This window comes from Cryobacterium fucosi, assembly GCF_004403515.1.
GTDB lineage: Bacteria > Actinomycetota > Actinomycetes > Actinomycetales > Microbacteriaceae > Cryobacterium > Cryobacterium fucosi.
Window position 1 is genome coordinate 1 of the sequence record NZ_SOHH01000013.1, and the last position, 13,324, is coordinate 13,324.

At 69.0% G+C, this 13,324-nt stretch carries 12 protein-coding genes; 9 read left to right on the plus strand and 3 right to left on the minus strand.

The window, feature by feature from the left end:
• Positions 1-189 precede the first annotated feature (189 nt).
• From E3T48_RS00765 to guaA, 5 genes are read left to right on the plus strand one after another with little or no spacing between them, the layout of a single operon-like run.
• Positions 190-717 (plus strand): cation:proton antiporter regulatory subunit, encoded by a 528-nt coding sequence (locus tag E3T48_RS00765; protein WP_134521985.1) that lies wholly within the window; start codon positions 190-192, stop codon positions 715-717.
• Between the two features lie 3 nt (positions 718-720).
• Positions 721-2,148 carry a cation:proton antiporter gene (locus tag E3T48_RS00770; RefSeq protein ID WP_134521986.1) on the plus strand — a complete coding sequence of 476 codons (1,428 nt, stop codon included), beginning with the start codon at positions 721-723 and terminating at the stop codon, positions 2,146-2,148.
• Between the two features lie 5 nt (positions 2,149-2,153).
• Complete coding sequence (locus E3T48_RS00775) at positions 2,154-2,915, plus strand: SURF1 family protein (protein ID WP_241986498.1); 762 nt, start codon at positions 2,154-2,156, stop codon at positions 2,913-2,915.
• 9 nt (positions 2,916-2,924) lie between these two features.
• On the plus strand, positions 2,925-3,368 hold the full coding sequence (locus tag E3T48_RS00780; protein WP_134521988.1) for a DUF3817 domain-containing protein: 444 nt from the start codon (positions 2,925-2,927) through the stop codon (positions 3,366-3,368).
• Positions 3,365-4,954, plus strand: coding sequence for a glutamine-hydrolyzing GMP synthase (guaA, locus tag E3T48_RS00785; protein WP_134521989.1), 1,590 nt, complete (start codon positions 3,365-3,367; stop codon positions 4,952-4,954). The genes E3T48_RS00780 and guaA overlap by 4 nt, the downstream gene beginning before the upstream one ends.
• 20 nt (positions 4,955-4,974) lie before the next feature.
• Here guaA and E3T48_RS00790 read toward each other — a convergent pair whose 3' ends face one another.
• From E3T48_RS00790 to E3T48_RS00800, 3 genes are all read right to left on the minus strand, one after another.
• A complete protein-coding gene (locus E3T48_RS00790) occupies positions 4,975-6,204 on the minus strand; it encodes an NAD(P)/FAD-dependent oxidoreductase (protein ID WP_241986494.1) in 1,230 nt (409 codons plus the stop codon).
• Positions 6,205-6,490: 286 nt separating this feature from the next.
• Positions 6,491-7,297, minus strand: a complete 807-nt coding sequence (locus tag E3T48_RS00795) for a Bax inhibitor-1/YccA family protein (protein WP_134521991.1) — start codon at positions 7,295-7,297, stop codon at positions 6,491-6,493.
• Positions 7,298-7,365: 68 nt separating this feature from the next.
• Positions 7,366-7,953 (minus strand): hypothetical protein, encoded by a 588-nt coding sequence (locus E3T48_RS00800; RefSeq protein ID WP_134521992.1) that lies wholly within the window; start codon positions 7,951-7,953, stop codon positions 7,366-7,368.
• Positions 7,954-7,991: 38 nt separating this feature from the next.
• Here E3T48_RS00800 and E3T48_RS00805 point away from each other — a divergent pair, with 38 nt between their 5' ends.
• The 4 genes from E3T48_RS00805 to E3T48_RS00820 form a co-directional block, all read left to right on the plus strand.
• On the plus strand, positions 7,992-9,008 hold the full coding sequence (locus tag E3T48_RS00805; RefSeq protein ID WP_134521993.1) for a glycerophosphodiester phosphodiesterase family protein: 1,017 nt from the start codon (positions 7,992-7,994) through the stop codon (positions 9,006-9,008).
• Positions 9,009-9,067: 59 nt separating this feature from the next.
• Positions 9,068-11,533 (plus strand): ATP-dependent helicase, encoded by a 2,466-nt coding sequence (locus E3T48_RS00810; RefSeq protein WP_134521994.1) that lies wholly within the window; start codon positions 9,068-9,070, stop codon positions 11,531-11,533.
• 178 nt (positions 11,534-11,711) lie between these two features.
• Positions 11,712-13,127, plus strand: coding sequence for a ferredoxin reductase family protein (locus tag E3T48_RS00815; protein WP_241986496.1), 1,416 nt, complete (start codon positions 11,712-11,714; stop codon positions 13,125-13,127).
• 2 nt (positions 13,128-13,129) lie between these two features.
• Positions 13,130-13,324 (plus strand): hypothetical protein (locus E3T48_RS00820; RefSeq protein ID WP_198417595.1); only part of this gene is annotated, 195 nt, incomplete at its 3' end.

The following is a 13,324-nucleotide window of genomic DNA, read 5'->3' on the forward strand; positions in this document are numbered from 1 at the left end:
CCTGCGAAAACCGGCGCGGCGAGGGCCGGCGGGGGCCGGCGGGGTCGTGCGGGGCCGGGCGAAGGCTGGGCAAGGGCGGGGCCGGCCCGCGTTGATCCCGCGCGGACGGCGGAGGGCGGCATCCGATGACCGCGCAATCCCGCTCCGGTACACTAGGCGGACAGCCCACAAGCCTCAGGAGTCCTCACCATGGTTGACGTTCGTCGGGTCAAGCTCCCAGGAGTCGGTGTGCTGCACACCTTCATTACGGATGACGGCGGCAAGGTCGGTGTCATCGCCCACCGCTCAGGCCACAGCGACCTGATCACCTTCGCCGATGACGAGGGCGGGCCCGATGCGGCCAAGGTCTCCCTGCGGCTCAACGAGGACGAGGCCCACACCCTCGCCGAGCTTCTCGGCGGCACGCAGATCACCGAGTCGCTCACCGCGCTCGACCAGATCCCCGGGCTCAGCATCGACTGGTTCACGGTCGACTACGAGGACCACATTGCCGGCCAGGCCCTCGGCAACCCGGCCGATCGCGGCATCGCCGGCCTCACTGTCGTCGCCGTTGTGCGGGGAGAGTCCGCCAACCCGGCACCGGCCCACGACTTCCGGGTCTTCCCCGGGGACACGCTCGTCGTTGCCGGCTCTCCAGAGAAGGTCGCGAAGGCATTCGCCTTCTTCCGCACCGGCGAAGTGAAGGCCAAGACCGTCGACGCACCGCCCGGGGGCTAGCCGATGAACCTCGGCGAAGACCTCATCACTCTTGGCATCCTGCTCGTCGTCGCCTACCTCCTGGGGCGCGCCGGAAAGCTGATCGGGCTCCCGTCGATCCCGATCTACATGATCGTCGGCCTGCTCGCCAGCCCGAACAGCGGCTGGTTTCCGCTCAACTTCCACTCGGCGGACATCGAGCTGATCGCCATCTTCGGGCTGATCCTGCTCCTGTTCAGCCTCGGCCTCGAGTTCGACCAGGATGCCTTCTTCGGCGACGCCGGAAAACTGCTCATCTCCGGCGGCTCCTATGTGCTGATAAACATGGGCCTCGGCTTCGCGTTCGGCCTGATGGTCGGCTGGGGCACCAGGGAGGCCCTCGTGATCGCCGGGATGACCGGCACCTCCTCGAGTGCCATCATCACCAAGCTCCTGATCGAACTGCGCCGCCTGGCGAACAAGGAAACGCCGATGATCCTCGGCGTGACCGTGGTCGGCGACATCTTCATCGCGGTCTACCTCGCGATCGTCTCGGTCGTGCTCAGCGGCAAGACCGAGATCTGGCCGATCGTGCTGCAGCTGAGCATCGCGTTCCTCTTCCTCGTGGTCATGTTCTCGATCGCCCGTTGGGGCGGCCGGGTCGTCTCCAGGCTGATGCGCACCAAGGACGACGAACTCTTCACCATCCTCTTCTTCGGCCTGGCCGTGCTGTTCGCCGGAGTCGGCGAGATCATCGGGGTGACGGATGCGATCGGCGCGTTCCTGATCGGGGTCGTGCTCGGCGCGAGCACCTACCGCGGCCGGATCGAGCGCGTCGCCGTGCCCCTCCGCGACGTGTTCGGAGCCTTCTTCTTCCTCAACTTCGGCCTCGCCCTCAACGTCGCCGAGTTCGGCTCGGTCATCACGATCGTGCTGCTGGCCGTGGCGATGACGTTCGTGCTCAGCCTGGTCTCGGGTATGCTGCTGGCCAGGCTGCACGGCATGGGCCCCAGGGAGGGCCTCAACACCGCGGCTATCTTCGTCAACCGCGGCGAGTTCACCCTGATCCTGGCCACCCTGTCGGTAAGCGCTGGTCTCGACCAGCGGCTGCAGCCGTTCGCCGGTCTCTACGTGCTCACGATGGCGATCCTCGGCCCGCTGTTCACCGCGAACTCCGAGAAGATCGGCGCGGCCGCCGGGCGTCGCCTTCGCCGGGCGAAGCCGGCCGCGAGGCCCGCCCGCAACCCGATGCTCGACGAGGAGATCGCCCTGGTCGAGGCGGTCACGAGAGACAGCGGCAAGCGCACCGACGACACCGACCACGCCGTGAAGCGGGTGACCGAGCGCGCCGGCGCGGAGACGACGACCGCCGGCAGCGACTCGATGGCCGACTTCGTCAGCGAACACTTCAACAACGAGGCCGGCCCCGCCGCGAAGCCGCCCCGCGACAACGGCACAGGAGACTACTCGTGATCAGAATGATGCTCAGGCCGCGGTGGATCCTCGCCCTGCTGTTCGCCCTCGCCGTGGCCGCGGCCTTCGCCCTGCTCGGCCGGTGGCAGTTGGAGCGCGCCATCGTCTCCGGTCAGGTCATCGAACGGAGCACGGAGATCGTGCGCCCCCTCGACGAGGCCGTTGACCCCGATGGTCCGCCGCGCGAGGCGGCGACCGGGCAGATGGTGACGGCCGACGGTTCCTTCGTGCCGGGCGACGAACAGCTGATCAGCGATCGTCTCAACGCGGGCGCCAGCGGCTTCTGGGTGGTCAGCCGGTTCGTCACGACGGATGCCGCGAACATCGCGGTCGCCCGAGGCTGGGCCGCCGACCGGGCCGCGGCCGACAAGGTGATCGACGCGCTGGCCGGCCTTCCCGCGGGGCAGTCGCTCTCCCTCACCGGGCGATTCGTCCCGTCCGAGGCCCCCGCGGTTCCGTCCGGCGGACGCGACCCGCACACCCAGACGACGGTGTCGACGGCGGCGCTGATCAACCTGTGGACGGGCTTCACCGACCAGTCCGTCTACGCGGGCTACATCGTCGACGGGACCAGCCCCACCGGCCTGCTCGTGATCGACTCGCCCGAGCCGGGATCCGACGCGGCGCTGAACTGGCTCAACATCTTCTATGCCCTCGAATGGGCGGTCTTCGCCGGCTTCGCCGTGTTCCTCTGGTACCGCCTTGCGCGGGACGCCTGGGAGCGCGAGGAGGAGCAGGCAGCCATCGACGCCGCGGAGGCCCGATAGAATTGCCGCATGCCACTTGAACCCAAGCCCGCCGACATCCCCAGCATCCCCGGTGCGCTCCGGCTCTACAAGATCTCGTCGGTCATCACCGGCGTCTTCCTGCTGCTGCTCTGCGTCGAGGTCATCCTCAAATTCGTCTTCCAGTACGAACTCGAGGTGGGCGGCCCGGGCGGTCTGCTCGCCCTGGTCGCCCGCGACACGGTGACCGCGTTCAACCTGAGCACCGCGATCCTGATCGTGCACGGCTGGTTCTACGTGCTCTACCTGTTCGCCGACTTCCGGCTGTGGAGCCTGATGCGCTGGTCGTTCCCGCGCTTCCTGCTGATCGCTCTCGGCGGCATCATCCCCACCCTGTCGTTCTTCCTCGAGGTGCGCGTTGCGCGCGAGGTCACGGCGTTCCTGGCCGGCCGTGACGTCGACGTTTCCGCCGCGACCGCCGAGGCGCGTTCATGAGCGCCGTGGCCGCCCAGACCGGCGCCCGCCCCGTGCTCGTGGTCGACTTCGGAGCGCAGTACGCGCAGCTGATCGCCCGGCGGGTGCGCGAGGCATCCGTCTACTCCGAGATCGTGGCGCACACGATCACCGCGGCCGAGGTCCAGGCGTTGAACCCGCTCGGCATCGTGCTCAGCGGCGGGCCGTCCAGCGTCTACGCCGACGGAGCCCCCGCCTTCGACCCGGCCATCTTCGACCTCGGCATCCCCGTGCTCGGCATCTGCTACGGCTTCCAGGTGATGGCGACCGCCCTCGGCGGCACCGTCGCCCACACCGGCGCCCGCGAATACGGCTCCACCCCGGTCACCGTCTCGGCCGCGGGCAACGCGCTCCTCGCCGACCAGCCCACCGACCAGACCGTGTGGATGAGCCACGGCGATTCGGTGTCGGAGGCCCCGGCCGGCTTCAGCGTGCTCGCGTCGACCGCGTCGACCCCGGTCGCCGCGTTCGCGAACGATACGCGCCGGCTGTACGGAGTGCAGTGGCACCCCGAGGTCAGGCACTCCGAATTCGGCCAGAACGTGCTCGAGAACTTCCTGCACCGCGCCGCCGGCATTCCCGCCGACTGGAACAGCGGCAACGTCATCGCCGAGCAGGTGGCGCGCATCCGCGCCCAGGTCGGCACCGGCAAGGTCATCTGCGGGCTCTCCGGCGGAGTGGACTCCGCGGTGGCCGCGGCCCTCGTGCACAAGGCCATCGGCGACCAGCTCGTCTGCGTCTTCGTGGACCACGGCCTGCTCCGGCAGGACGAGCGCCGCCAGGTCGAGGAGGACTTCGTGTTGGCCACCGGCGTGCGTCTCGTGACCGTCGACGTGCGGGAGCAGTTCCTGACCGCACTCGAGGGCGTGAGCGACCCGGAGACGAAACGCAAGATCATCGGCCGCGAATTCATCCGCACCTTCGAGCAGGCCCAGGCCGAGCTGATCACGGAGGCCGCCGCGATCGACGGCGACCCGATCCGCTTCCTCGTGCAGGGAACCCTGTACCCCGATGTCGTCGAGTCCGGCGGCGGGAGCGGCACCGCCAACATCAAGAGCCACCACAACGTGGGCGGACTGCCCGACGACCTCCAGTTCGAACTGATCGAGCCGCTCCGCACCCTGTTCAAGGACGAGGTGCGGGCGATCGGCGCCGAGCTGGGGCTGCCGGCCGAGATCGTGCAGCGCCAGCCGTTCCCCGGACCCGGCCTGGGCATCCGCATCGTGGGTTCGATCACGCAGGACCGGCTTGACCTGCTCCGCCACGCGGATGCGATCGTGCGCGCCGAACTGACGGCCGCCGGCCTCGACCGTGAGATCTGGCAGTGCCCCGTCGTGCTCCTCGCCGACGTGCGCTCGGTGGGCGTGCAGGGTGACGGCCGCACCTACGGCCACCCGATCGTGCTGCGCCCGGTGTCCTCCGAGGACGCGATGACCGCAGACTGGACCCGCCTGCCCTACGACCTGCTGGCGAAGATCTCCAACCGGATCACGAACGAGGTCGACGGGGTCAACCGGGTCGTGCTCGACGTCACGTCGAAGCCGCCGGGGACGATCGAGTGGGAGTAGAGCTCAGGCGGGGAGTCGGCTCAGACGGCGTCCAGGGGGATTGATTCGTCGGCCAGGCGGCCCGGGTCGACCGGGGCGCCGCGGCGGATGAGGGACTGCACCGCGTCGTTCACGTCCCACACGTTCACGTTCATCCCGGCGACCACGGTGCCGGCGGCCAGCCAGAACGCGATGAACTCCCGGCTGCCGCGGTTGCCGCGGAAGACGAGGTCCGCCCCGCGGGTGAGCGGCCCGAAGCCCGAATACTCCATCCCCAGGTCGAACTGGTCGGTGTAGAAGTAGGGGATGGCGTCGAACGACACGGCCTGCCCGAGCATGGCGCGCGCCGCCGCGGGCCCGCCGTGCAGGGCGTTCGCCCAGTGTTCGCTGCGCAGCCGCATCCGTGCCGCCGGGTGGTACGCGCTGGCCACGTCACCGGCCGCGAAGACGTCGGGGTGGCTCGTCTGCAGGCTCTCGTTCACCACGATCCCGTTGTCGACCTCCAGCCCCGCGGCCTCGGCCAGGCCGACGTTCGGGATGGCGCCGACACCGACCAGGACCAGGTCAGCCGGCACCACCTCGCCGCCGGCCAGTACCACCCCGGTCAGCCGGCCCTCGGCGCCCGCGATGCTCTCCACGACGACGGAGGTGCGCAGGCTCACCCCGTGCTCACGGTGCAGGTCGGCGAACATCTGTCCGAGTTCGTCGCCGAGCGCGTTCGCGAGCGGGATCGGGTCGCGTTCGAGGATGACGACCTCATTGCCCAGTGCGCGCGCGGTCGCGGCGACCTCCATGCCGATCCAGCCGGAGCCGATCAGGACGAGCCGCCTGCCTCCGCCGGCGAGCAGGCCGCGAAGGGATTCCGAGTCGTCGAGGGTGCGCAGGTAGTGCACCCCGCCCAGGTCGGCGCCCGGAATCGCGAGCCGGCGCGGGGACGACCCGGTGGCCAGCAGCAGCCGGTCCCAGGCGAGCGTCTCGCCGCTCTCGAGGGTGAGGCGGTGCCCGCGCGGGTCGAGGCCGACCGCGCGGGTGGACGGCCGGAACTCGACCTGGTTCGCGGCGTACCAGTCGTCCGACTCGACGAAGACCGTGCCGCGGTCGGCCGTGCCGGCGAGGAACTCCTTGGACAACGGGGGACGGATGTACGGATGGTGGGGTTCGGCCCCGAGCAGTCGGATGCTGCCGGCGAAGCCCTCTTCGCGGAGGGTCTTCGCGGCCGACGCGCCGGCGAGCGATGCCCCCACGATGACGAAATCCTGTTCCTTTACCACGGGTGTGCCTCCTCGTTCGCTGGTGCTCTCATCGTGGAGTCTGCCCCGGATGCGCGGGCAGGTCGAGCCCGGCGGCTTCGGAAGGAGGCATCCGCCAGATTCGTGCGACGCGCCGCTTTGCCGACCGCGCCGCTCGGCGCTTCGAGATGGAGAAACCCGGGACTCGCCGGATGCCGAGGCGGCGGATGCGGCGAGTCGCGAAAAACTCCGCCTCTGCGGCGCGGGGCGAGCGCCCGGATGCAGGAAGGGCCGCCCCGAGGGGCGGCCCTTCCTCACCGCGTGGCGTCTAGTCGCGGGCGATCGCGAAGATGCGCAGCAACTCCACATACAGCCAGACGACGGTGACCATGATGCCGAAGGCTCCGGTCCAGCCGTACTTGCGCGGTGCGCGGTTGTTCACGCCGCGCTGGATGAAGTCGAAGTCGAGCACCAGCGAGTACGCGGCCATGATCACGGCGAGCACGCCGATGATGAGGCCGAGCGGGATGCCCATGAACTCGGCGCTGCGGAGGCCGAACGCGTTGTCGTTCACGCCGAAGGCCATCAGACCGAAGTTGACGAGCGAGAAAGCCGCGTAGCCGATCATCGCGATCATGAAGACCTTGGTGGCCTTCTTGGAGGCGCGGATCTTGCCGTTGGCGAAGAGGGCCAGCGTGACACCGACGACGACGAGCGTGGCCAGCACGGCCTGGGTGACGACGCCCGGGTAGATCATCTCGAAGACGATCGAGATGCCACCGACGAAGAGGCCCTCGGCCGCCGCATAGGCGAGGATCAGGGGCGGGGACGGCTCCTTCTTGAAGGCGTTGACCAGTCCGAGAACCAGGCCGACGATCGCGCCGAGGATGAGTGGGATCATCGTCACCGGGGTGATGACCCAGCCTAGGGCCGCCGTGGCGAGCAGGATCACGAAGCTGAGCACCGTCTTGCGGATGGTGTCGTCGTAGGTCATCCGGTCGGTGTCCTGCGCGCCGGCGGACGGGGCGTTGAACATGCCCTGCAGATCGTTGTCGGAGAGCACCTTGCCCGCTGCAACGGCGCCAGGAGCGCCGAAAGCGGCGTTTCGAGAGAATGCGGGGTTGGAGGATGCCATGGTTTTCGTGACTCACAATCGACTGAGGTTGCGGCCAGCGCCGAATGGTGCTGGTGTCTGGGGAAAGTCTATTCAGATCTGCTGGGTATCTGCCGAGTTATTTCTGCGACCTGACCGGCCTCGAGTGCCGGAACAACGACGTGGTCGGGACCCGCGCCGGTGCCCGCTCCGGACCTCCGGCCGCCCGGCCAGCCGGCCAGCCACCAGGCCAGCCAGGCGGATGCGATCACGGTGACCGTTCCGACCAGGTCGCCGACCCAGTTCTGCGCGTAGCCGTGCAGGAACGCCTTGATCAGGAAGCTCACGCCGATCGGGAGCAGCAGGACGAGGTAGCTCGGCAGCGAACGGTGCCGCACGAGCAGCCAGCCGGCCAGGAGCACGGCGAAGGCGCCGGCGAAGTCGGTCCCGCCGAGCAGGGTGAGGCCGGCCAGGAGGCAGGGCAGCAGCACGACGAGGCGGCGCCAGAGCGCTCCCGGCAGCAACAGCCAGCCGAGCAGGTGAAGCGAAGGCCCGATCAGCAGGAAGAACATGCTGTAGGTGCTGGTGAAACTGGTCGCGGCGACGCCGAGCATGATCAGGGACAGACCCGCGAGGTATCGGGCACGCGGGTTGCCCCACGCGGTCGGCCGCGCGGCAGGTGCGATCCAGGGTGTCATCGCCTCGAGTCTGGCAGTTGCGCGCGTACTCTGGGCACATGCACCCCATTGTGATCGGCCACCGCGGAGCGAGCGGGTACCGACCGGAGCACACACGTGCCGCCTACGAGCTGGCGGTCGCCCTCGGGGCCGACGCCGTGGAACCCGACATCGTGGCCACCCGGGACGGCGTGCTCATCGTGCGTCACGAGAACGAGTTATCCGGCACCACCGACGTCTCTGACCATCCCGAGTTCGCGGGGCGCCGCACAACCAAGGTGATCGACGGCATCCGGCTCACCGGCTGGTTCACCGAGGACTTCACCTGGGCGGAACTGCGCACCCTGCGCGCCAGGGAGCGCCTGCCCGAGTTGCGCAAGTCCAGCGCCACCTTCGACGACAGGTTCCCCCTGCTGCGGCTGCGGGACGTCTTCAAGCTCATCGACCGGGTCGCCGGTCGGGCCAGGCGCTCCATCGGTGTCGTCGCCGAGATCAAGCACGCCTCCTACTTCGAGTCGATCGGCCTGCCTCTCGACGAGTTGTTCGCCGCCGAGGTCAACGCGGCGGGATGGAACGCCGGAGACGGCCGCCTCACCATTGAAAGCTTCGAACAGAGCCTGCTCGACAAGGTCTACGCCCGCGGCATTTACGGCAATCGGATCTTCCTGCTCGAGGCCCGCGGCAAGCCGTTCGACGAGGTCGCGCTCCTCGGCGCGAAGGCCCCGCACTACGCCGATTTCCTCACCGATCAGGGCCTCTACGCGCTGAGCGGCAAGGTCGACGGCATCAGCGTGCCGAAATCGCTCATCCTCGAAACGGATGCCGACGGTCACGTCTCCGGGGCATCCGACCTGGTCGACGCCGCGCACGCCGCCGGCCTGGAGATCTACTGCTGGACCCTCCGCCCCGAGAACCGGTTCCTCGCCAAGACCTTCCGGCGCGGCCGGTTCCGGGCCGACTTCGGCGACTGGCAGTCGGAGTTCCGCACGATCATGGGCACCGGCATCGACGGGGTCTTCACCGACCACCCCGACCTCGCGGTCACCGTGCGGGACGAGCTGGCCGCAGCGGGCTGACCGGGCCCCTCACCCGTCAAGACCGGGTGTCAGACGCAACGCCTAGGATTGTCAGCGAGATGACAACGCTTTTCGACCCGGACAACACGCCCGCCCGCCAGGCCCCGCCAGGAGGGCCCATCATCGTCGACGGCGAACGCCCCGACGGGCACGCCGGCGGCTACCAGAGCCCGCTGCTCGAGGGACTGAATCCCCAGCAGCGCGAGGCCGTCGAGTACCGCGGCCCAGCCCTGCTCATCATCGCCGGGGCAGGCTCCGGCAAGACCAGTGTGCTCACCCGGCGCATCGCGAGCCTGCTGGAGGCCCGCGAGGCGTGGCCCAGCCAGATCCTCGCGATCACTTTCACCAACAAGGCCGCCGCCGAGATGCGCGACCGGGTCAAGGCCATCCTCGGCCAGGGCGCGGACGGAATGTGGATCTCCACCTTCCACTCCTCCTGCGTGCGGATCCTGCGCCGCGAGGCGGAGAACGCCGGCCTCTCCGCCAGCTTCAGCATCTACGACTCCGCCGACACCAAGGTCACCCTCAAGCGCATCATCAAGTCGCTCGACGCCGACACCCTCGGGTTCACCCCCGGCAACGCGTCCGCGAAGATCTCCAAGCTCAAGAACGAGCTCGCCGACGTGGACTCCTACTCCCGCAACGCGAACATGAGCGACCCGCAGGAGGTCATGTTCGTCGAGATCTTCCGGCAGTACACCCAGCGCCTCCGCGCCGCCAACGCCCTCGACTTCGACGACCTGATCGGCGAGACGGTCTACCTGTTCCGGGCCTTCCCCAGGGTCGCCGCCCTCTACCGGCGCCGGTTCCGGCACATCCTCGTCGACGAATACCAGGACACCAACCACGCCCAGTACTCGCTCGTGCGGGAGCTCACCCGGCCCGTCGAACCCGAACTGGCCGACGAGATGGAGGCCACCGGCGTGCACGTGCGTAACCTGCGCGACGCCACCGGCGGCATCCCCGGCGCGTCGCTCACCGTGGTGGGCGACTCAGACCAGTCGATCTACGCCTTCCGCGGCGCCGACACGCGCAACATCACCGAATTCGAGCGGGACTTCCCCGGCACCAGGGTGATCCTGCTCGAGCAGAACTACCGGTCCACCCAGAACATCCTCTCCGCCGCCAATGCGGTGATCGGGCACAACTTCGACCGCACAGACAAGAAACTGTGGAGCGCGGGCGGCGACGGCGAGAAGATCGTCGGATTCACGGCCTACTCCGGCCATGACGAGGCCCAGTTCGTGGCCGACGAGATCGAGGTGCTGCACTCGGCAGGCATGGCCTACCGCGACATGGCCGTGTTCTACCGCACCAACGCGCAGACCCGCGCGCTGGAAGAAATCCTCGTGCGCTCCGCCGTGCCGTACCGGGTGGTCGGCGGCACGAAATTCTACGAGCGGGCCGAGATCAAGGATGCGCTGGCCTACCTGATCGCCGTCGCCAACCCGAACGATGAGCTGGCCCTGCGTCGCATCCTGAACACCCCGAAACGCGGGATCGGGCCGGCCACCGAGACCGGGCTGGCCAGTTTCGCCGACGCCAACCAGATCAGCTTCCGGCAGGCCATGCGCGACAGCGCGTCGCTCGGCCTGGGCCCGAAGGTGACCGGCGCGATCCTGACGCTCGCGACCCTGCTCGATGAGGCGGCTCTGTCGATAGACCCGGCCAACCCGGCCGGGCAGGCGAACGTGTCCGAGCTGCTGACCTTCCTGCTCGATGGCAGCGGGCTGCTCACCCTGCTTCGAAACAGCCGCGACCCGCAGGACGAGGCGCGCGCAGAGAACATCGAGGAACTCGTCGCCCAGACGAAGGACTTCAACAAGGAGAACCCCGACTCGGGGCTCGTCGACTTCCTCACCCAGGTGTCCCTCGTCGCCGCGGCCGACGACCTCGACGACGCCTCCGGCACGGTGTCGCTGATGACCCTGCACACGGCCAAGGGGCTCGAGTACGAGGCGGTTTTCCTCACCGGTGTCGAGGAGGGTCTGCTGCCGCACCAGATGTCGGCCCACGAGCCCGGCGGGCCGGCCGAGGAACGCCGGCTGTTCTACGTCGGGATCACCCGGGCCCGCCAGCGCTTGTATCTGTCCCTGGCGATGACCCGGGCGCAGTTCGGCGACATCAACGTGGCGATGCCCAGCCGCTACCTGCAGGAGATCCCGGTCGGCCTGATCGACTGGAAGCAGTCGCCCGGCATGGCGAACTCCCGTGGCGGCACGCAGCCGCGCGCGCTCAACGCGCGCAGGGACGGTTTCGGCGGCGGGTTCGCGGGGCGCGGCGAACCGCGGGCGCTGCCGCCCGCGCCCAAGCCGAAGACGGAGTGGACGAACCGCGTGTCGGAGGTGCGAGACAACGGTGACCTCACCCTGGCGGCGGGGGATCGCATCCGTCACGTGGACTTCGGTGACGGCCGGGTCAACCAGGTCACCGGCGACGGCACAAAACGGATCGCGCACGTGCAGTTCGACACCGCGGGCGCGAGGAAGCTCCTGATCAAGGTCGCGCCGATCGAGAAGATCTAGCGGCCGGGCCCGGAAAACCGGAAACCCTGCACGAACGGTTGTGATCGCCATCCTGACCGTGCTCCTCGCGCGAACCCGGGAGCGTTCCTGAGAGCTCGCGCAGGACGCATTGGAGGCGCACAGTCTGTTCTCAGTTTCTCGATAGGGATTCAACTGATTCGCCCGGGATGCTCCAATCATGAGCCTCGTCACCCGTCCCGCCCAGCGCACCCGGCGCCACACCGCGGTGCCGCGAATCCACCCGGACTACCACCGGCGGATGCGCCTGGCCGACGGCCTGCAGATCATCGCGGTGGTCTCGGTCGCCCTCGTGATCGCGATCTTCCTCGGCGACGGCGGAGCAGCCCGCTTCGGCACGCCGGCCGACGCCATCACCTCCCTCGGTGTGGTGACCGGCCTCGTCGGGACCGATCTTCTGCTTCTGATGATGCTGCTGGCGGCGAGGCTCCCCCCGATAGACCGGGCCTTCGGGCACGACAGCGCAATGGCGCTGCACCAGTCGCTGGGCAAGCCCGCGCTCTACCTGATCCTCGGCCACGGCGTGCTCCTCACCATCGGATACGCGATGGTGCAGCCCGCGTCCGTGTTCGCGGAGGTGTGGATCATGCTCACGACCCTCCCCGACCTGCCGCTCGCGTTCGTGGGCCTCGGGCTGCTCGTGACGGTCGTGGTGACCTCCCTCGTGGTGGTGCGTCGTCGCTTCCGCTATGAGGCGTGGCACCTGGTGCACCTGCTCTCCTACCTGGCCGTGCTCGTGGCGATCCCTCACCAGCTGAGCGTGGGAACCCTCTTTCGCGAGGGCTCGGTGCAGCGCTACTACTGGCTCGCCCTCTACCTCGGAGTGGCCGGCGGGGTCGTGCTCTTCCGGTTCGTCGTTCCGATCGTGCGCTCCCTGCGCTCCGGGCTCGTCGTGGAAGGCGTCGACCCCGTCGCCCGCGACGTCGTCTCGATCAGGTTGTCCGGCCGCCGGCTGGGCCGGCTGGGGGCCCGCTCCGGCCAGTTCTTCATCTGGAGGTTTTGGACGCCGAAGCTGTGGTGGCAGGCGCATCCGTTCTCGCTGTCGGCCGCACCGACCGGCAGCGCGCTGCGGATCACCGTGCGCGGCCTCGGCGACGCGTCCACGGCGCTGTCGGCGCTGCCCAAGGGCACCAGGGTCAGCTTCGAGGGACCATACGGGCTGTTCACCGACGTCGCCCGCACATCACCCCGAATCGTGCTGATCGCCGCCGGCATCGGGGTGGCCCCGATCAGGTCGCTGCTCGAAACGGCGACCTTCGCGCCAGGCCAGGCCACCGTGATCCTCCGCGGGGGCACGGCCGACGACACCTACCTCGTCGACGAACTGGCCGACCTGTGCCGGGTCAGGGGCGCCGAACTGCGCATCATCGCCGGGAAGCGTTCGCCCGGCGTGAACAGCTGGCTGCCGGCGGACGCCGTGCGAGCACAGATCACACTCGCCACCCTGGTTCCGCAGCTCCGGGAAGCGGATGTCTACATCTGCGGTCCCCGGCGCTGGACGGACGAGGTCGTGCGCGACGCCCGGTCGGCCGGACTGCCGACACGCCAAATCCATTTTGAAAGGTTCGACTGGTGAGATTGCGCGCAATAACCCTGGCCACGTTGGCCTCCGTTTCCGTGATCGGCATCGGCGCCCAGCTGGGCGCCCAGCTCACGGCATCCCAACAGGCGCTGGCGACCTCGGTGCCGGCGGCCGGCACGAGCACCGCCTCCACGGCGACGGGCTCGACGGCGGCCACGCCGCCGGAGGCCCCGACCGCGTCGGCCACGGCG

Excerpts from the sequence above, each read along its gene's own strand:
- E3T48_RS00780 (WP_134521988.1), top strand. The coding sequence starts at position 2,925 with ATGCCACTTGAACCCAAGCCCGCCGACATCCCCAGCATCCCCGGTGCG.
- E3T48_RS00815 (WP_241986496.1), top strand. The coding sequence starts at position 11,712 with ATGAGCCTCGTCACCCGTCCCGCCCAGCGCACCCGGCGCCACACCGCG.
- E3T48_RS00810 (WP_134521994.1), top strand. The coding sequence starts at position 9,068 with ATGACAACGCTTTTCGACCCGGACAACACGCCCGCCCGCCAGGCCCCG.
- guaA (WP_134521989.1), top strand. The coding sequence starts at position 3,365 with ATGAGCGCCGTGGCCGCCCAGACCGGCGCCCGCCCCGTGCTCGTGGTC.
- E3T48_RS00765 (WP_134521985.1), top strand. The coding sequence starts at position 190 with ATGGTTGACGTTCGTCGGGTCAAGCTCCCAGGAGTCGGTGTGCTGCAC.
- E3T48_RS00775 (WP_241986498.1), top strand. The coding sequence starts at position 2,154 with ATGATGCTCAGGCCGCGGTGGATCCTCGCCCTGCTGTTCGCCCTCGCC.
- E3T48_RS00805 (WP_134521993.1), top strand. The coding sequence starts at position 7,992 with ATGCACCCCATTGTGATCGGCCACCGCGGAGCGAGCGGGTACCGACCG.
- E3T48_RS00770 (WP_134521986.1), top strand. The coding sequence starts at position 721 with ATGAACCTCGGCGAAGACCTCATCACTCTTGGCATCCTGCTCGTCGTC.
- E3T48_RS00795 (WP_134521991.1), bottom strand. The coding sequence starts at position 7,297 with ATGGCATCCTCCAACCCCGCATTCTCTCGAAACGCCGCTTTCGGCGCT.
- E3T48_RS00800 (WP_134521992.1), bottom strand. The coding sequence starts at position 7,953 with ATGACACCCTGGATCGCACCTGCCGCGCGGCCGACCGCGTGGGGCAAC.